The 17275-nt window shown below is 52.4% G+C and carries 19 protein-coding genes and 2 tRNA genes; 12 read left to right on the top strand and 9 right to left on the bottom strand.

Features of this window, described 5'->3' with window-relative positions:
* Positions 1-7: 7 nt before the first annotated feature.
* The 3 genes from FU672_RS10995 to FU672_RS10985 all read right to left on the bottom strand — a co-directional run bounded on the left by FU672_RS10995 (position 8) and on the right by FU672_RS10985 (position 1801).
* Positions 8-95 (bottom strand) — tRNA-Ser (locus FU672_RS10995).
* A 147-nt stretch (positions 96-242) separates the two neighbouring features.
* Positions 243-920, bottom strand: a complete 678-nt coding sequence (locus FU672_RS10990; RefSeq protein WP_032638688.1) for an isochorismatase family protein — start codon at positions 918-920, stop codon at positions 243-245.
* Positions 921-940: 20 nt separating this feature from the next.
* On the bottom strand, positions 941-1801 hold the full coding sequence (locus FU672_RS10985) for a pirin family protein (protein ID WP_148243272.1): 861 nt from the start codon (positions 1799-1801) through the stop codon (positions 941-943).
* 109 nt (positions 1802-1910) lie between these two features.
* Between FU672_RS10985 and FU672_RS10980 the strand changes: the two genes are divergently transcribed.
* Entirely contained in the window at positions 1911-2816 is a 906-nt protein-coding gene (locus tag FU672_RS10980; RefSeq protein ID WP_148243271.1) for a LysR family transcriptional regulator, read from the top strand.
* Positions 2817-2902: 86 nt separating this feature from the next.
* Here the strand turns inward: FU672_RS10980 and FU672_RS10975 are convergent.
* Positions 2903-2990: transfer RNA gene (locus FU672_RS10975), tRNA-Ser, on the bottom strand.
* A 232-nt stretch (positions 2991-3222) separates the two neighbouring features.
* Between FU672_RS10975 and ghrA the strand changes: the two genes are divergently transcribed.
* The 4 genes from ghrA to FU672_RS10955 all read left to right on the top strand — a co-directional run bounded on the left by ghrA (position 3223) and on the right by FU672_RS10955 (position 6138).
* Positions 3223-4161 (top strand): glyoxylate/hydroxypyruvate reductase GhrA, encoded by a 939-nt coding sequence (gene ghrA, locus FU672_RS10970; RefSeq protein ID WP_148243288.1) that lies wholly within the window; start codon positions 3223-3225, stop codon positions 4159-4161.
* 84 nt (positions 4162-4245) lie between these two features.
* Positions 4246-4983 carry a phosphatase gene (locus FU672_RS10965; RefSeq protein WP_148243270.1) on the top strand — a complete coding sequence of 246 codons (738 nt, stop codon included), beginning with the start codon at positions 4246-4248 and terminating at the stop codon, positions 4981-4983.
* 21 nt (positions 4984-5004) lie between these two features.
* Positions 5005-5559, top strand: coding sequence for a TorD/DmsD family molecular chaperone (locus FU672_RS10960; protein WP_033145180.1), 555 nt, complete (start codon positions 5005-5007; stop codon positions 5557-5559).
* A 96-nt stretch (positions 5560-5655) separates the two neighbouring features.
* Positions 5656-6138 (top strand): DUF1097 domain-containing protein, encoded by a 483-nt coding sequence (locus FU672_RS10955; RefSeq protein ID WP_148243269.1) that lies wholly within the window; start codon positions 5656-5658, stop codon positions 6136-6138.
* Positions 6139-6181: 43 nt separating this feature from the next.
* On the opposite strand, the gene csgG is transcribed toward FU672_RS10955, so the two are convergent.
* The 4 genes from csgG to csgD are packed head-to-tail and all read right to left on the bottom strand — an operon-like array spanning position 6182 to position 8523.
* Entirely contained in the window at positions 6182-7015 is an 834-nt protein-coding gene (gene csgG, locus FU672_RS10950; protein ID WP_148243268.1) for a curli production assembly/transport protein CsgG, read from the bottom strand.
* 26 nt (positions 7016-7041) lie between these two features.
* Complete coding sequence (gene csgF, locus FU672_RS10945) at positions 7042-7455, bottom strand: curli production assembly/transport protein CsgF (protein WP_148243267.1); 414 nt, start codon at positions 7453-7455, stop codon at positions 7042-7044.
* 23 nt (positions 7456-7478) lie between these two features.
* Positions 7479-7868, bottom strand: coding sequence for a curli production assembly/transport protein CsgE (csgE, locus tag FU672_RS10940; protein ID WP_148243266.1), 390 nt, complete (start codon positions 7866-7868; stop codon positions 7479-7481).
* Positions 7869-7872: 4 nt separating this feature from the next.
* Positions 7873-8523, bottom strand: a complete 651-nt coding sequence (csgD, locus tag FU672_RS10935; RefSeq protein ID WP_148243265.1) for a biofilm master transcriptional regulator CsgD — start codon at positions 8521-8523, stop codon at positions 7873-7875.
* Positions 8524-9288: 765 nt separating this feature from the next.
* Here csgD and csgB point away from each other — a divergent pair.
* The 5 genes from csgB (at position 9289) to ymdB (ending at position 11765) form a co-directional block, all read left to right on the top strand.
* Complete coding sequence (gene csgB, locus FU672_RS10930) at positions 9289-9744, top strand: curli minor subunit CsgB (RefSeq protein WP_148243264.1); 456 nt, start codon at positions 9289-9291, stop codon at positions 9742-9744.
* Positions 9745-9785: 41 nt separating this feature from the next.
* Positions 9786-10238 (top strand): curli major subunit CsgA, encoded by a 453-nt coding sequence (gene csgA / locus FU672_RS10925; protein WP_148243263.1) that lies wholly within the window; start codon positions 9786-9788, stop codon positions 10236-10238.
* 61 nt (positions 10239-10299) lie between these two features.
* Positions 10300-10632, top strand: coding sequence for a curli assembly chaperone CsgC (csgC, locus tag FU672_RS10920; protein ID WP_148243262.1), 333 nt, complete (start codon positions 10300-10302; stop codon positions 10630-10632).
* Positions 10633-10796: 164 nt separating this feature from the next.
* Complete coding sequence (locus FU672_RS10915) at positions 10797-11117, top strand: YmdA family protein (RefSeq protein ID WP_148243261.1); 321 nt, start codon at positions 10797-10799, stop codon at positions 11115-11117.
* Positions 11118-11222: 105 nt separating this feature from the next.
* Positions 11223-11765, top strand: coding sequence for an O-acetyl-ADP-ribose deacetylase (ymdB, locus tag FU672_RS10910; RefSeq protein WP_148243260.1), 543 nt, complete (start codon positions 11223-11225; stop codon positions 11763-11765).
* A gap of 33 nt (positions 11766-11798) precedes the next feature.
* On the opposite strand, the gene mdoC is transcribed toward ymdB, so the two are convergent.
* Positions 11799-12938 carry a glucans biosynthesis protein MdoC gene (mdoC, locus tag FU672_RS10905; RefSeq protein WP_148243259.1) on the bottom strand — a complete coding sequence of 380 codons (1140 nt, stop codon included), beginning with the start codon at positions 12936-12938 and terminating at the stop codon, positions 11799-11801.
* Between the two features lie 254 nt (positions 12939-13192).
* On the opposite strand from mdoC, the gene mdoG reads away from it, so the two are divergent.
* Both mdoG and mdoH read left to right on the top strand, forming a co-directional pair.
* Complete coding sequence (gene mdoG, locus FU672_RS10900) at positions 13193-14746, top strand: glucans biosynthesis protein MdoG (RefSeq protein WP_187360798.1); 1554 nt, start codon at positions 13193-13195, stop codon at positions 14744-14746.
* Positions 14739-17267 (top strand): glucans biosynthesis glucosyltransferase MdoH, encoded by a 2529-nt coding sequence (gene mdoH / locus FU672_RS10895; protein ID WP_148243258.1) that lies wholly within the window; start codon positions 14739-14741, stop codon positions 17265-17267. Before mdoG ends, mdoH begins: the two co-directional genes overlap by 8 nt.
* The last annotated feature ends 8 nt before the right edge of the window (positions 17268-17275 follow it).

Below are 17275 nucleotides of genomic sequence, written 5' to 3'. Positions count from 1 at the left end.
TCAAATATGGCGGTGAGGGGGGGATTCGAACCCCCGATACGTTGCCGTATACACACTTTCCAGGCGTGCTCCTTCAGCCACTCGGACACCTCACCATATTGTTTTGCTGCCTGACCGCTTGGGGGGCAACGGGGCGCTACTATAGGGAGTTGCGCTAAAACGGTCAAGCAGATTTTCAGCTTTAGTGCCTGTTCGGTTAAGCAATAATCAGCTCCACGGTTTTTACGCCGTGGAGCAGGGGATTAACGCTGTGAATCGAGCACTTCGCTGTTTTTAACCACTTCCTGTGCTTTGCCGTAGCTTTCGATCAACAGCTGGTAAGCCGGGAAGATGTGGGTATACACCTCCGCCCACTCAGCCGCGTCCTCACGGTTCCAGGTTCTCTGGATCTCAGAGGCCACTGCCGCCGTATCCATCGGGACCACACCGGCCTGCACAACCCGCGCCAGGGTGATCTCCTGCGCCATTTTGCTGTAGGTACCGGAGGCATCAATCACCGCAAACACTTTATAGCCGTCCGCCACCGCGCTGATCGACGGGAAGGCCATGCAAACGCTGGTAATGGTGCCCGCGATAATCAACGTTTTACGCCCGGTGGCTTTTACCGCCGCCACGAATTCCGGGTTATCCCAGGCGTTGATCTCACCTTTACGGGCAACATATTGCGCATGCGGCGCGTTGGCGTGGATCTCCGGGATAAGCGGTCCGTTCGGTCCTTGCGGGACGGACGCGGTGGTGATCACCGGGATCTTCGCCAGGGTAGCGATTTTTGCCAGTGCAGCAGCACGTGCGCGCAGTTCCGGCATTGGCATATCCCCAACGGTCTGGAACAGACCGCTCTGGTGATCGATAAGCAACATCACCGCATCGTTCACATCAATAACTGGACGGGTGCCATTAAAATTCGCAGGTGTAGACATTTTCTTCTCCTTTATTACATTCAGATCTGGCCGAAGTGGCCGGAGTTGAAATCACGAATGGCTTCGTTGATTTCGCTTTTACTGTTCATCACAAACGGGCCATAGCCCACGATGGGTTCATTCAGCGGCTCGCCGGCCATCAGCAGCACTTTTGCATCGCTGTTCGCCTCCAGGTGCAGTTTGTCGCCTTCCTGACTCAATACGACCAGCTGGGCTTCACCTGCCTGAGTTGTACCGTTCACCGTAATGCTGCCTTCAAGCACGACCAGCGCCGTGCTCCAGCCTGCGGGCTGATTGATCGTCAAATGGCTTCCCTGGTTCAGCGCGATGTCCCAGACGTTGAGCGGCGAGAAGGTGTGCGCCGGGCCGGTCACAGTCTCGTAGCGACCGGCAATGACCCGCAGCGAACCGCTGTTATCCGGTAGCGTCACAACCGGGATCGCATCCTTCGTAATGCTCTGGTAGCCCGGTGATGCCATCTTGTCTTTCGCCGGAAGGTTGACCCAAAGCTGCATCATTTTCAGTTCTCCGCCTTTCTGCGAGAACGCGCTGGAGTGGAACTCCTCGTGCAAAATGCCTGCACCTGCCGTCATCCACTGCACGTCGCCGGGGCCAATAACGCCGCCTTTACCCGTGGAGTCGCGATGCTCTACTTCACCGGAATAGACGATGGTGACCGTTTCAAAACCCCGGTGAGGGTGTTGGCCTACGCCGCGTTTCGCACCATCTGCCGGAAAGGTGTACGGGCCCGCGTAGTCCAGCAGCAGGAACGGGCTGAGAGGCTCGCCGTGCGTCTGATAAGAGAACATTGAACGGACCGGGAAACCGTCTCCAACCCAGTGCTGACGCGGAGCGGTATAAACGCCAGTAATGTTTTTCATGATTAACTCCTGATGTTCTGTTGATGTAATTAGCTTATATTTAGAGTTAATATCCCGGTAGATAGTGAAAATGGCATTCACTGTTCCGAAAATAGAACGATGAGGATTTATGCAGGATCTCAATGACTTCGTCTGGTTTGTGAAGGTGGTGGACTACGGTGGCTTTGCGGCGGCGGGAAGGGCGCTTGACCAACCCAAGTCCAAACTGAGCCGCAGGATCGCGCAACTGGAGGAGCGGCTTGGCGTACGGTTGATACAGCGCACTACGCGGCAGTTTACTGTGACGGAAGTGGGGCAGACTTTCTATCAGCACTGTAAAGCGATGATGGTGGAGGCCGAGGCCGCGGAGGAAGCCGTGGCGGCACTGCAGGCTGAACCGCGCGGTATCGTCAGGATCACGTGCCCGATAACTTTATTGCATGTTCACGTTGGTCCGATGCTGGCCAGATTTATGGCGCGCTACCCCGGGATCAATCTTCAGCTTGAGGCGACCAACCGGCGGGTAGATCTGGTGGGCGAGGGGGTGGATATCGCGATCCGCGTACGCCCGCGTCCGTTTGATGACAGCGATCTGGTGTTAAGGGTGCTGGCTGACAGGGGACATTGTCTGGTCGCGGGTCCGGCCTTGATTCAACGCATGGGAGAACCCGTCGTTCCGTCGGAACTCAGTGCCTGGCCCGGGTTAAGCATGAACGAGGGGAAACATATCCATAAGTGGGAGCTCTCCGGTCCCGGAGGTGCTAAAGCGGAGATCCATTACCATCCTAGATTGATCACCACCGATATGCTGGCGCTTCGTGAAGCTGCCATGGCAGGCATCGGCGTGGTGCAGCTGCCGATTTTGATGGTCAAGGACCAGCTGGCGTCAGGGGAACTGGTACGGGTGCTTGAGGCGTGGGAACCCCGGCGGGAAGTGATTCACGCTGTTTATCCCTCCAGACGAGGTTTGCTGCCGTCTGTCAGAACGCTGGTGGATTTTCTGACCGAAGAGTATGCGCGGATGGTTGAAGAGTAGTTTTTTGTAGGTCGGGTAAGCGCAGCGCCACCCGACAATGCAAAAGAAAAAAGCCCGTACTTTCGTACGAGCTCTCATCTCAAATATGGCGGTGAGGGGGGGATTCGAACCCCCGATACGTTGCCGTATACACACTTTCCAGGCGTGCTCCTTCAGCCACTCGGACACCTCACCATATTGTCATCCCGTTGTTGTCGGGACGGGCGCTAATGTAAGGAAAAGCCGAACTGCCGTCAACTCACTTTTTCAGTAATTTAGCGCGTTTAGACAAACTTCAAGCAACCTGACTCCTAAATGTGCACAAAGCGCCTCTTTTATCAGCAACGCGGTTTCCTGATAAATTTGTTATGCTGGCAATCCACTTGAAAATGAAAACAAAACAGCGCAATAAAAGGCAGGAATGACCATAGATATTCTCTTCTATCACCCTACATTTGATACCGCTTACTGGATTGACGCACTTTCGGCGGCGCTGCCCGACGCACGCGTACGCGAGTGGAAGCGTGGCGATAATGAACATGCCGATTATGCGCTGGTCTGGCACCCGCCGGTTGAGATGCTGCAGGGGCGCAAACTGAAGGCGGTTTTCGCGCTGGGGGCGGGCGTTGATTCGATCCTCAGTAAACTGAAAGCGCATCCAGAAATGCTGCCTGAAAATATTCCGTTGTTCCGTCTCGAAGATACCGGAATGGGCCAGCAAATGCAGGAATATGCCGTGAGCCAGGTGCTGCACTGGTTCCGCCGCTTCGACGATTATCAGGCCTTTAAACAGCAATCCCACTGGGAACCGCTGCCGGATTACCGTCGCGAAGACTTTACGATCGGCATGCTTGGTGCGGGCGTGCTGGGCTCAAAAGTGGCTGAAGCTCTCGCTCCGTGGGGCTTTCCGCTGCGCTGCTGGAGCCGTAGCCGCAAGGATTATCCGGGTGTAGAGAGCTTTGCCGGAACGGATGAGCTTCCGGCCTTTCTGAAAGGCACACGCGTGCTTATCAACCTGCTGCCAAACACGGCGGAAACGGTAGGGATCATCAATGAAGCCCTGCTTAATCAGCTCGTCGATCAGAGCTACCTGATGAACCTGGCACGCGGGGTGCACCTGGTCGAGCCCGATCTGCTCAAGGCGCTGGACAGTGGAAAGCTAAAAGGCGCCATGCTGGATGTCTATAGCCGTGAGCCATTGCCCGCGGAAAGCCCGCTTTGGGCGCATCCGCGCGTGGCGATGACCCCGCACGTGGCTGCCGTAACGCGTCCGGCAGAAGCGGTGGCGTATATATCCCATACCATCAGCGAATTGGAAAAGGGTAACGCAGTCACCGGCCAGGTCGACAGACAGCGCGGCTACTGAGAGAAACCCGGCGTTCGCCGGGTTTTTGCTAATATTCGCCGCTGATAACTGCTATCCTTTGGAAAAACCGCAGAGGAGAGAGAGATGTATCCCGTTGACCTGCATATGCACACCGTCGCCAGCACCCACGCGTATAGCAACCTCCATGATTATATCGCCCAGGCGAAGCTTAAAGGTATTAAGCTGTTCGCGATCACCGATCATGGCCCGGACATGGCGGATGCGCCGCACTACTGGCATTTTGTGAATATGCGGATTTGGCCACGTCTGGTGGACGGCATTGGGATACTGCGCGGCATTGAGGCGAACATCAAAAATATCGACGGTGAGATCGACTGCACCGGCCCGATGCTGACGTCTCTTGACCTTATCCTCGCCGGTTTCCATGAGCCGGTTTTCCCTCCTCAGGATAAAGAAACCAACACCGCGGCGATGATTGCCACCATTGCCAGCGGCAATGTGCACATTATCAGCCACCCCGGTAACCCGAAGTATCCGATTGATATTCAGGCTGTCGCGCAGGCGGCAGCGAAGCACCGCGTGGCGCTGGAGATTAATAACTCCTCCTTTGTTCACTCGCGTAAGGGCAGTGAAGCCAACTGTCGCGACGTGGCGGCCGCCGTGCGTGATGCCGGTGGCATGGTGGCGCTGGGCTCAGACTCTCATACCGCGTTTACGCTGGGTGATTTCAGCGAGTGCCTGAAAGTGCTGAATGATGTTAACTTCCCGGAAGCGCAAATCCTGAACGTGACCCCTCGCCGCATGCTCGATTTCCTCGAGTCGCGCGGAATGGAACCGATTGCCGAATTTGCCGATCTTTAATTGTGTAATGGAATCATAAAAATGAACGAGTTTTCCATCCTTTGCCGCGTGCTGGGTACGCTCTATTATCGCCAGCCGCAAGACCCGCTGTTGGTTCCGCTTTTTACGTTAATTCGTGAAGGTAAACTGGCGCAGAACTGGCCGCTGGAACAGGATGATTTACTGGAACGTCTGCAAAAAAGCTGCGACATGCAGCAGATTGCGACGGACTACAATGCGCTGTTTGTCGGCGATGAGTGCCGCGTTTCGCCATACCGTTCAGCCTGGCAGGATGGGGCAACGGAAGCGGAAGTCCGTGCTTTCCTCTCCACGCGCGGTATGCCGCTGAGCGATACGCCTGCCGATCATATCGGTACGCTGCTGCTGGCGGCATCCTGGATCGAAGACAACGCCGGTGATGATGAGAACGAAGCCATCGAAACCTTGTTCGAAACGTACCTGCTGCCGTGGGTCGGGACATTCCTGGGTAAAGTTGAAGCGCATGCCACCTCGCCATTCTGGCGGACGCTGGCGCCGCTGACCCGCGACGCTATTGCGGCAATGTGGGATGAGCTGGAAGAAGAGAACGAAGAGTGATTTAGGTCACATAAATTCTGCAACTCAACATTCCAACTTGCACGTAATGTGCTGCTGATCTCATTTCTATGGTGCGCTTCTGCTAAGATGCGCGCCATGAACATATTACTTTGTATCGCAATAACGACAGGTATTCTCTCCGGACTCTGGGGATGGGTGGCCGTGTCTCTCGGATTGCTGAGCTGGGCCGGGTTCCTCGGCTGCACCGCTTATTTCGCCTGTCCGCAGGGGGGCGTCAAAGGGCTCTTTATCTCAGGCTGCACGCTGATGAGCGGTGTTATCTGGGCGCTGGTGATCATGAAAGGCAGTGCGCTGGCGCCGCATCTGGAGATGCTGGGGTACGTCATGACGGGTGTCGTCGCTTTTTTAATGTGCATCCAGGCTAAGCATCTGCTGCTTTCATTTGTACCGGGAACCTTTATGGGGGCGTGCGCGACCTTTGCAGGGCAGGGGGACTGGAAGCTGGTGGTCCCCTCACTGGCGCTGGGGTTGCTGTTTGGCTATGCCATGAAAAACAGCGGTCTATGGCTGGCGTCGCGACGGGAAAAAGCGCAAAACATCACGGCAGTGAGCGAATAAAAAAAGGCGAGATAACCCTCTCGCCTTTTTTATGCGCTTCCTGTCAGGATTCCGGAGGTACTGACATATCGCGGTATTTCACCAGTATCGGGTTCTGCACGTCTGCTTTGTTTTGCAGATCCCACAGCCCGCGGTCGATACCATCATTGATTAAGTAGATCACGCCGGTTTCAATGGCTGACATCAGACACATCATGACCGGCTCGTTAGAGGTGTAGCCAATTTCACCCTCCAGCAAACGCTGGTAATCGATGAAGCGGAAGACCCCAGCCTGGACTTCATAAGACAGTATGGTTTTGCTGGTGTTCACCGAAGAGAGCACTTCGCCTGTACTGACGTTGACCACACGCAGGTTAACGGCGATTTGGTCGAGCTGGTACTGGGTATCCGCACCGATACCGAAGTAACGTGCTCCTGCACCACCCGATTTAACGTTACTTTCGTAGCCAATAATCGATCCTTCAATCATCACGTTCGCTGCCGCCAGCGACTGAAGAGGCGTACGGTTATTGTCCGCGACGGTGCCATTCTCCTGTGCGGCACGAATGATTTTCCGCTCATTCAACAGGTTTTGTAACCCCTGTCGTTCCAGCGGAATAAACCAGTGCGAATCCTTGAGCGCGGTAACCAGCATGGCGGTGGCACTTTGCGGCACTGCGGTGGAGAAGTTACTTGCCGGATAAGGCTTGAATTGCCCGGTTTCATCCTGAATGTTGTATACGGAGACAAATATTTTCCCGGTAGGGGAAGGTAAATGCGTTAAATCACGATAACTCTGGGCCCGAGGCATTAATGTAGGTTTTGCAGCTTCTTTAGGTGGAGCAGTTAAACAACCGCTCAATAAGCACACTGCAACAAATATCAGGAAGCGCTGCATGATCGTTGTCCTTATTTAGCTATTGTTTAAAAGTCAGTTGAATTACTTTGTAGACCGGAAACCTGGATGGTGGAGATTTTTCCGGTTTTACGATCGGTCACGTTCAACTGAAGCTGTCCGTCAGTATTGGCGATATCAACGATAAAGTCGTTGGTCACCATTCGGCCGGGTTTACCGGTATTAATGTTGGTGAGCAAACCACCCAAAATCTGCGACTGGATGGCCTGAGTGAAGTTGTCCAGCGCGGACGGGGTATCAACGCTAAAATTCTTATAGCTTGGATCTTTGTAGGAGTTTTGCGCCTGAGCTTCATTCAGCAGGAAAGCGCCGTTGTTAGGGTTACCACCAAAGTTAGGGTTACGGAACTGAAACGTCATGTTTCCGGCCCAGCTTATGGGTGTTATCAGCATTATCGAAACAACTGCATATGCAATACGCATGACAACCTCCAGATATCGGTTCGCTAGAATTCATCTTTTGCTAAATCGCGGGTGCTTAATAGGGCTTTATCTATTTGCAGGCGATTAATAGCGTCTTCAGATTGTGCCAGTGCTAAGGCTACGTTTTTATCGAAGTCTATTTTGGTGGGGAATAAGAACGTTTGATAAATAACGTACTGATTAGCCGTTATTGTTATCCAACTTCCCCATCGTGCACTGGGCCGCTCGTTGATTGTTATATTACCCGTGTATTTACTGTCCCATTTGTCACTGAAGGCGCGGTAAAAACTGTGCCCGACCGATGAGACAGTGTGGTCTGTTAACAATCCGGGAACTTCGACCTCGACGGCCTTCAGATTCCCAGCAGCGAGCAGAAAACTCGCTGCGGCGATCCAACTCAATGTGCGCTTCATGTGATTAACGCCTGAGGTTATCGTTTGCCCACGAAACAGCCTGAGTTCGGTTTTTCACAGCTATCTTCTTGAAAAGATTATAAAGGTGCGTCTTTACCGTATTTTCGCTGATAAATAACGAACGGGCGATTTCAATATTTGAAGCACCAATGCGTAACTTGTTCAGGATCTCTTTCTCACGGTGCGTGAGCAGTGCTGACTCTGAACTGTTATAGCGATAATTTCCGGAGTGCGTGATGAGATAGCTGGCAAGCTTTTGCGAAAAATAACACTCTCCGCGCAATATACCTTGCAGACCCTCTACCACCCGGTCTTCTTCTTCAGTGACGTAGAACACGCCATTGATATGCGGCCAGCTTTCAATATCTCTGAAAGGATATTCATCAGGTGTATTCAACAATAGCACGCGGATATTATTGTTTTTCCTGCTTAAAATATCTTGCCAGTAATGGATAAGCTTTTTATCAGCTTCCATCATATCGAAAAGAATGATGCTGCCAGATGCAATATCATCAAAAGAACGTTGAATATTATGCAATTTCCCGTTCAGTGATAAAGATTGCTTTAAATGTTGTAATAACGCTGTCGCTTGCAAAGAAGGTTTTGTGATCAACAGTAATGTATGACCATGTAAACTATGGACTTCATTATACATGATGAAACCCCACTTTTTTTTGGCACCTGGCAGCTGTCCTCCTGTTTAAAAGAGGACACCAGAAGTACTGACAGATGTTGCACTGCTGTGTGTAGAATCAGACCATAACCTCCACAGGGAGGTAAATATAAAACCAATTTCGTACATCTAATTTCAATCTAGCTTTTACGAAGTTTAAAGCAAGTGTTAAACGTGTAACAGGATGTAAAAATCAATATTAATTTGTGAAATTAAGTTGTGATGAATGGCGAGAATTGATGAGAAAGTTGTACACATAAATAGATGTGCACAGATTTTAAAAATCATACAAATATTTTTAATGATTTGATTTTTAAGGTTATTTGTTATTTTTTTAAAACGATAATTAAGTATGAGTTGCAGATTATTTCTAAGTCCACAAATGAGCGAGTGCCTGGCTTAAGAAAACAGGTTCCGTGTCACGCACTGAGAAAAATTGTTCTCCTGCCGTTACGTTTAAACAACCCGGGAGGACGCGTGGACAGCCTTCATCTCGTTGTACAACCCGAACGCAAGACACTTTTAATAAAAAATATAAGCTGGCCTGATTAAAGTGATTTTTGATGTAAATTACGACTTTGTGGTGATCCGATAAATAAAAATAAGCCGCGCGGGTGAGATATTTAAAATGTTTCAGCGGACATACTCTTCACCGTAACGACGCGTTAACACAATACGAGTCGTTTTAACAAGTAACAGTGTTATACGGTTATGGCGTGATTAAATAGCCAGGTCCAGGGTGACAACATGAAAAACGCATCGTTAATTATGATGTTTACATTACTGGGTGCGCCTGGATTTGTAGCCGCGGCTAATTCAGACTTGGCAAATGCTGAATATAACTTTGCGGTTAACGAATTAAGTCTTTCATCACTAAATCAGGCAGCCATTATTGGTCAACGGGGCGTTTTCAATGACGCTCAGGTTCGCCAGGACGGTTCAAAACTCTTATCCATTGTTTCCCAGGATGGGGCAGGCAACAGAGCGAGAGTTGATCAATCAGGGAGTTACAATATAGCCTGGATCGATCAGAGCGGTAACGCGAATGATGCAGGCATTACGCAAGATGGATACGGTAATAGCGCGAAAATTATCCAGCAAGGGTCGGGTAATAGAGCAAATATTACGCAATACGGTACGCAGAAAAACGCAGTTGTAGTGCAGAAACAGTCGCAAATGGCTATTAACGTTATTCAACATTAGCGCTTTCGCGACGACTTTAATCAATCCGATGGGGGTTTACCATGAAATTTATCAAAGTGGCAGCACTTGCAGCAATCGTAGTTTCTGGTAGTGCTATGGCGGGTTCTATTAATCAGGGCGGATGGGGTCATGGGCATGGTCATGGTGGAGACAGTGGTCCAAATTCAACCCTGAATATTTATCAGAACGGTGGCGGTAACTCCGCGGTTGCCCTGCAGACAGACGCCAGAAATTCCGTCATGAATATTAGCCAGACAGGTGGCGGTAACGGTGCTGACGTTGGCCAGGGTTCTGATGACAGTAAAATCAACCTGACCCAGAACGGTTTTGGCAACAGTGCGACACTTGATCAGTGGAACAGTAAAAAATCCGTTATGAATGTTAGCCAGTCCGGCGGCTTTAACGGTGCACTGGTAGACCAGACTGCTTCCAACTCGACTGTCAACGTTACCCAGATCGGTTTTGGTAACCACGCATCAGCTCATCAGTACTGATACTGAAATCTGTGCTACAAAAAAACAGGGCATCAGCCCTGTTTTTTTTCGGGAGTTCATCATGAATACCTTAATTCTACTTGCCGCCCTTTCCAGCCAGATAACCTTCAAAACCTCCCAGCAGGAAAATATGACCACCATTATTCCGCAGGTCACTCTGGCGCAATCGTGTGATTGTCAGGTCCAGATTGTTTCTGTGCGAGAAGGGCAGGGGGGACAAAGTTCTTCCCGACAGCAAAACACACTTTTTATACCCGCTAATCAGACGATTGATTTAATGCGCTTGAGTTTAAATATTAGCGCGGGAGACACGGTAAAAATCGTTGTCACCGTTTCAGACGGTAAATCGCTCCATTTATCACAACAGTGGTCGCCAGCAGAACGTTCGCTATAAACACTTCTAAAATCAATGTGTTGCGAATGTGGCGGGTCTGTGCCGTTGAGCTATGCTGATATCAGGGACCAGGTCGTTATGTTCCGTAACGTGAAACTTCGTTTGCCATAATAAATGAAGCGCGTTTACCCCTCATGGACGATTTTCATTGAGGAGTACCTATAATGAACAACTATTTTGCTCGACTCGTGGCAGGTCTGGGTTTGGTCGTTTCTGCTTTGAGTATCCCGGCTTATTCGGCCACAGTTGTTGACGGTGGTGTCATTCATTTTCGCGGTGCCATTGTCGCAGACCCCTGCGAAGTCACTCCGCAGAAGCAACAGTTTGCAATGTCATGTCCAAATAATAACCGTATGCAAACGCGTATGGTCAGCTATGAAGAGGCGCTTAACGGGAAAGTCAGCGACTCAAGCCTGGCGACGCTCAATATGAAATACCTTAATCCTGAAAAAACGCTCGCGGTTGTCGAAATCCAGTATCGCTAATGCGCCTCTCCCGCCCTGCGGTGGAAGAGGATTTTTTCTGATAGTTTTTTCTCCCAGGCTCCTCTGCGATACACTTAAGGAAAAGGCGGGTTGCAGAGGGGCTTTATGAAACCGCAAATTGAAATTATGCATGGCGATATTACGACAATGCACGTCGACGTCATCGTCAATGCGGCCAATCCATCCCTGATGGGGGGAGGCGGTGTGGACGGGGCTATCCACCGGGCTGCCGGACCGCAGTTGCTGGAAGCCTGTAAAACCGTGCGGCAACAGCAGGGCGAATGTCCTCCCGGTCACGCAGTGATTACGCTTGCGGGCAATCTGCCTGCCAGAGCGGTTATTCACGCCGTAGGGCCCGTCTGGCATGGCGGGGACCAGCACGAAGCGAGTATTCTGGAAGAGGCTTACCGGAACTGTTTGCGACTGGCCGCCGACAACGGTTATAAAACGATGGCGTTCCCGGCCATCAGCACCGGCGTGTATGGTTACCCTAAGGCCGCCGCCGCAACGATCGCCGTAGAAACCGTTTACCGTTATCTGTCTTTAAAACCGCTGCCAGAGAAGGTGATTTTTGTCTGTTTCGACGACGACACCATGCATCTTTATCAGCGGCTTCTGACTCAGCGCAGACAAGAGCTGGAGAGCTGAAGCAAATGCGGCGCATCTGGTGCGCCGCGTAGTTTATGAGGCTTTTGCCTGTGGTTTTCCTGAAAAGAGGAAACGCAGGAGCGGGATCCGCAGATGGATTTCGTAGAGTACGATCGCCACCCCCACAACAAACACCAGCCCGGTAAAGAAGCCCAGCGTGTTGGAGGCGATGTGCGGTGTGATGTAAGCCCCGAAGAAAAGCGTCAACGGGTGATGCACCAGATAGATAAACAGTGAAGCATTAACGAAGTAGGTCACGCGGCTGGACTTAAAGTTCAGCAAACGGTGGCCCAACGCGAATACCACGTTCACCATCCACAGGCCCAACAGCATGGTGATCACGCTTTCCGTTTCATACATCCAGGCGTCGCCGCTGCCGTAGCGCTGATTCAGAAGATAGGCCGCGAACGCGAGGGTGGCTCCGAGCGCGCACCACGGTGACGGGGTGACAAACAGCGATTTAAGCTTCGGATGAATAAAGGCCAGCGCGCCGATTAAAAAGAACGGAATGTAGAACAGGGACTGCATCACCACAAAATTAAATAACCCGTCGCTCAAAATCGGCGGGTAGACGATAAACAGGGTCCGTCGCACGGCGGCATAGGCAATCCCCAACAGCAAGAAAAGCACTGACAGTTTGCCCATCGTAACGTTGGCGAAAAAGGTGTCGACTTTCGTACTCAGATGGTGGCGCAGGCGGCTGAAAATCAACAGACTCACCGTTGTGAGCACCACCAGGACCAGCAGGAACCACAGGTGAGACACCAGCTCCCAGACCAGCGTATTGTACTTTTCATACAGCGTAAGATTCGGCCAGTTCTCCGCCTTGCCCTTGACGTATTGCAACATAATGAATTGAGGCAGCGTCAGCAGCGGAATTGCGGTCAGCATGGGGATCCCCACGCGCTCTACGCGCACTTTCCACCAGCGCTTGAGCGGGTATCGCAGAAACAGCATGTAAGAAAAATAGCCAGATATGACGAAGAACACCTGCATACGGAAGGCGTGAATAAAGTCATTAAACAGCGTCAGCCACCAGGAGGGCATCTGGCTATTCACGTGCCAGGTGTGGCTGGAGTAAATCAGTGAAATGTGAAAGGGGATCCCCAATAGCATCAGCCATGCCCGGATCGAGTCGAGGAAATATTCCCGTTGTATTGGTGTTGTGCTCATATAACGTTGTGCATTCTCAGACTTTTCGCCTTATCCCTAAGACTCATAATGGTTACATTCGAAGCCAACCCTACACCAAGACCGACACCCTGTCTCCAGGATAAGCACGCAAAGTGAATAGCGGGTTCTTTCATTTGCTTAATCCATGAGCCAGCAGCTGAACAAAGCAGTGATAATGTTGTCGGATTGCCTGAGTTTCCATTAAAATGGATCGGATCGATATAAGCACACAAAGGGGGAAGTGCTTACTTATTATGAAACATAAACCACAGATGATGAAAATGCGTTGGTTGGGTGCTGCAGTGGTGTTGTCACTGTATACCTCATCGGCACTGGCCTTTAACATCGACGATGTCGCAAAACAGGCAAAATCGATGGCAGGCAAGAGCTACGAAGCGCCGAAAAGTAACTTGCCCTCCGTTTTCCGCGACATGAAGTATGCGGACTATCAGCAGATCCAGTTCAATCACGACAAAGCGTACTGGAGCAATATTAAAACCCCGTTCAAGCTTGAGTTTTATCATCAGGGTATGTACTTCGACACGCCTGTTGCCATCAATGAAGTGACGGCGACAGCGGTTCGTAAGATTAAGTACAGCCCGGATTACTTCAATTTTGGCAATGTGCAACACGACAAAGATACGGTGAAAGACCTGGGCTTCGCAGGCTTTAAGGTGCTTTACCCGATCAACAGCAAAGATAAAAACGACGAAATCGTCAGCATGCTGGGTGCCAGCTATTTCCGCGTCATTGGCGCGGGGCAGGTGTACGGGCTTTCTGCGCGTGGTCTGGCTATTGATACCGCGCTGCCATCAGGTGAAGAGTTTCCACGTTTCCGTGAGTTCTGGATTGAACGTCCAAAACCAACGGACAAGCGTCTGACCATTTATGCGCTGCTGGATTCCCCGCGTGCAACCGGTGCCTATCGCTTTGTGATTATGCCGGGTCGTGACACGGTGGTTGACGTGCAGTCCAAGGTTTACCTGCGTGATAAAGTAGGCAAACTGGGCGTTGCACCACTGACCAGTATGTTCCTGTTTGGGCCGAACCAGCCGTCTCCGGCAACCAACTTCCGCCCGGAACTGCATGACTCCAACGGTCTGTCTATTCATGCCGGTAACGGTGAGTGGATCTGGCGTCCGCTGAATAACCCGAAACATCTGGCGGTGAGCAGCTTCGCAATGGAAAACCCACAAGGTTTCGGCCTGCTGCAGCGTGGTCGTCAGTTCTCCCGCTTTGAAGATTTGGACGATCGCTATGACCAGCGTCCAAGCGCCTGGGTCACGCCAAACGGTGACTGGGGTAAAGGTAAGGTCGAGCTGGTAGAAATTCCAACCAACGACGAAACCAACGATAACATCGTCGCTTACTGGACACCGGATCAACTGCCGGAAGCCGGTAAAGAGATGAACTTCAAGTACACCATTACCTTCAGCCGCGACGAAGATAAGCTGCATGCGCCGGATAACGCGTATGTGATGCAGACTCGCCGCTCAACGGGTGATGTGAAGCAGTCTAATCTTATCCGTCAGCCTGACGGTACCGTGGCGTTCGTCGTGGACTTCACAGGCCAGGATATGAAGAAACTGTCACCGGACACCGACGTTGCCGCTCAGGCCAGCATCGGTGATAACGGTGAAATCGTTGAGAATACCGTGCGTTACAACCCGGTAACCAAAGGCTGGCGTCTGACCCTGCGCGTGAAAGTGAAAGATCCGAAACAGACCACTGAAATGCGTGCTGCGCTGGTCAGTAACGATCAGCCGCTGAGTGAAACCTGGAGCTATCAGCTACCTGCCAATGAATAATACATCTGAATATATTGATGCCATGCCGCTGACGGATATCGAAAAAGCGGCACTGCCTAAGAGCGACATCCGCGCGGTTCATACCGCGCTGGATGGTGAACATCATACGTTTTCCCGTGATGATGATACGCCGCTCGGGTCAGTCAAGGCGCGTCTGGAGCAGGCCTGGCCGGACTCGCTGGCGGAAGGGCAGTTGATTAAAGACGATGAAGGACGCGATCAGCTTCAGGCGATGCCGAAGGCCACGCGTTCCTCTATGTTCCCCGACCCATGGCGCACCAACCCGGTGGGTCGCTTCTGGGATCGCCTGCGTGGGCGTGATGTGACGCCGCGCTATCTGTCGCGCCTGACGAAAGAAGAGCAGGCTTCCGAGCAGAAATGGCGTACCGTGGGGACCATCCGTCGTTATATCCTGCTGCTTCTGACGCTGGCACAGACCGTCGTCGCGACCTGGTATATGAAAACCATCCTGCCTTACCAGGGCTGGGCGTTTATCAACCCGACGGACATGATGGGCCAGGATCTCTGGGTCTCCTTCATGCAGTTGCTGCCGTATATCCTGCAGAGCGGCATTCTCCTGCTGTTTGCGGTTCTCTTCTGCTGGGTCTCGGCCGGTTTCTGGACCGCGCTGATGGGCTTCCTGCAGCTGCTGATGGGGCGAGACAAATACAGCATTTCAGCGTCAACGGTCGGGGATGAACCCCTCAATCCTGAGCACCGTACCGCGCTGATTATGCCTATCTGTAACGAAGATGTTGACCGCGTATTTGCGGGCCTGCGTGCGACCTGGGAGTCCGTAAAGGCGACCGGTAACGCGGAGCATTTCGACGTTTACATCCTGAGCGACAGTTACAACCCGGATATCTGCGTTGCAGAACAAAAAGCGTGGATGGAGCTGATTGCAGAAGTGCAGGGCGAAGGCCAGATCTTCTACCGCCGCCGCCGCCGTCGTGTGAAGCGTAAAAGCGGCAACATTGATGACTTCTGCCGTCGCTGGGGTAACCAGTACAGCTACATGGTGGTGCTGGATGCTGACTCCGTCATGAGCGGAGACTGCCTGAGCGGTCTGGTGCGTCTGATGGAAGCCAACCCTAACGCGGGTATCATTCAGTCCTCGCCAAAAGCGTCCGGAATGGACACCCTTTATGCGCGCTGCCAGCAGTTCGCTACCCGTGTTTACGGGCCGCTGTTTACTGCCGGTCTGCACTTCTGGCAGTTGGGTGAGTCGCACTACTGGGGTCACAACGCCATTATCCGCGTGAAGCCGTTCATCGAACACTGTGCGCTGGCACCGTTGCCGGGCGAGGGTTCGTTTGCCGGTTCTATTCTGTCGCATGACTTCGTGGAAGCGGCGCTGATGCGTCGTGCTGGCTGGGGCGTCTGGATTGCCTACGACTTGCCGGGATCGTACGAAGAGCTGCCGCCGAACCTGCTGGACGAGCTCAAGCGTGACCGCCGCTGGTGTCATGGTAACCTGATGAACTTCCGCCTGTTCCTTGTTAAAGGGATGCACCCGGTTCACCGCGCGGTGTTCCTGACGGGCGTGATGTCTTATCTCTCCGCACCGCTGTGGTTTATGTTCCTCGCGCTCTCCACTGCGCTGCAGGTCGTCCATGCCCTGACGGAGCCGCAATACTTCCTGCAACCGCGCCAGCTGTTCCCGGTGTGGCCGCAGTGGCGTCCGGAGCTGGCGATTGCGCTGTTTGCCTCCACCATGGTGCTGCTGTTCCTGCCTAAGCTGCTCAGTATCATCCTGATCTGGTGCAAAGGCTCGAAAGAGTACGGCGGTTTCTTCCGCGTGACCCTTTCACTGCTGCTGGAAGTGCTGTTCTCCGTGCTGCTGGCGCCGGTACGTATGCTGTTCCACACCGTGTTTGTGGTCAGTGCGTTCCTGGGCTGGGAAGTGGTCTGGAACTCACCGCAGCGTGATGACGACTCCACGCCGTGGAGCGAAGCCTTTATGCGTCACGGTTCTCAGCTGCTGCTGGGGCTGGTGTGGGCGGCCGGGATGGCCTGGCTGGATCTGCGCTTCCTGTTCTGGCTGGCACCGATTGTCTTCTCGCTGATCCTGTCGCCGTTTGTGTCCGTGATCTCCAGCCGTTCAACGGTGGGGCTGCGAACCAAACGCTGGAAACTGTTCCTGATCCCGGAAGAGTATTCCCCGCCGCAGGTGCTGGTGGATACCGATCGTTACCTGGAACAGAACCGCAATCGCTCGCTGGATGACGGCTTCATGCACGCTGTGTTTAACCCGGCATTCAACGCCCTGGCAACGGCAATGGCGACGGCGCGTCACCGTGCCAGCCATGTGCTGGAGATTGCCCGCGATCGTCACGTTGAGCAGGCGCTTAACGAGACCCCGGAAAAACTCAACCGCGACCGTCGTTTGGTGCTGTTGAGCGACCCGGTGACAATGGCGCGTCTTCACTACCGCGTGTGGTCCGCTCCGGAGAAATACTCTTCGTGGGTGAACTACTATAAGGACGTGAAGCTGAACCCGCTTGCACTGAAGGCGAAGTAAGTTGTTAA

Source organism: Enterobacter asburiae, assembly GCF_008080435.1.
Classification (GTDB): domain Bacteria; phylum Pseudomonadota; class Gammaproteobacteria; order Enterobacterales; family Enterobacteriaceae; genus Enterobacter; species Enterobacter asburiae_C.
The sequence above is the reverse complement of the archived record's forward strand: the minus strand, read 5'-3'. Positions and strand labels throughout refer to the sequence as shown.

Excerpts from the sequence above, each read along its gene's own strand:
- csgF (WP_148243267.1), bottom strand. The coding sequence starts at position 7,455 with ATGCGTATTGCATATGCAGTTGTTTCGATAATGCTGATAACACCCATA.
- FU672_RS10960 (WP_033145180.1), top strand. The coding sequence starts at position 5,005 with ATGAACGAGTTTTCCATCCTTTGCCGCGTGCTGGGTACGCTCTATTAT.
- csgB (WP_148243264.1), top strand. The coding sequence starts at position 9,289 with ATGAAAAACGCATCGTTAATTATGATGTTTACATTACTGGGTGCGCCT.
- FU672_RS10980 (WP_148243271.1), top strand. The coding sequence starts at position 1,911 with ATGCAGGATCTCAATGACTTCGTCTGGTTTGTGAAGGTGGTGGACTAC.
- mdoC (WP_148243259.1), bottom strand. The coding sequence starts at position 12,938 with ATGAGCACAACACCAATACAACGGGAATATTTCCTCGACTCGATCCGG.
- csgA (WP_148243263.1), top strand. The coding sequence starts at position 9,786 with ATGAAATTTATCAAAGTGGCAGCACTTGCAGCAATCGTAGTTTCTGGT.
- csgG (WP_148243268.1), bottom strand. The coding sequence starts at position 7,015 with ATGCAGCGCTTCCTGATATTTGTTGCAGTGTGCTTATTGAGCGGTTGT.
- FU672_RS10985 (WP_148243272.1), bottom strand. The coding sequence starts at position 1,801 with ATGAAAAACATTACTGGCGTTTATACCGCTCCGCGTCAGCACTGGGTT.
- csgE (WP_148243266.1), bottom strand. The coding sequence starts at position 7,868 with ATGAAGCGCACATTGAGTTGGATCGCCGCAGCGAGTTTTCTGCTCGCT.
- mdoH (WP_148243258.1), top strand. The coding sequence starts at position 14,739 with ATGAATAATACATCTGAATATATTGATGCCATGCCGCTGACGGATATC.
- csgD (WP_148243265.1), bottom strand. The coding sequence starts at position 8,523 with ATGTATAATGAAGTCCATAGTTTACATGGTCATACATTACTGTTGATC.
- FU672_RS10955 (WP_148243269.1), top strand. The coding sequence starts at position 5,656 with ATGAACATATTACTTTGTATCGCAATAACGACAGGTATTCTCTCCGGA.
- csgC (WP_148243262.1), top strand. The coding sequence starts at position 10,300 with ATGAATACCTTAATTCTACTTGCCGCCCTTTCCAGCCAGATAACCTTC.
- ymdB (WP_148243260.1), top strand. The coding sequence starts at position 11,223 with ATGAAACCGCAAATTGAAATTATGCATGGCGATATTACGACAATGCAC.
- mdoG (WP_187360798.1), top strand. The coding sequence starts at position 13,193 with ATGAAACATAAACCACAGATGATGAAAATGCGTTGGTTGGGTGCTGCA.
- FU672_RS10915 (WP_148243261.1), top strand. The coding sequence starts at position 10,797 with ATGAACAACTATTTTGCTCGACTCGTGGCAGGTCTGGGTTTGGTCGTT.
- FU672_RS10965 (WP_148243270.1), top strand. The coding sequence starts at position 4,246 with ATGTATCCCGTTGACCTGCATATGCACACCGTCGCCAGCACCCACGCG.
- FU672_RS10990 (WP_032638688.1), bottom strand. The coding sequence starts at position 920 with ATGTCTACACCTGCGAATTTTAATGGCACCCGTCCAGTTATTGATGTG.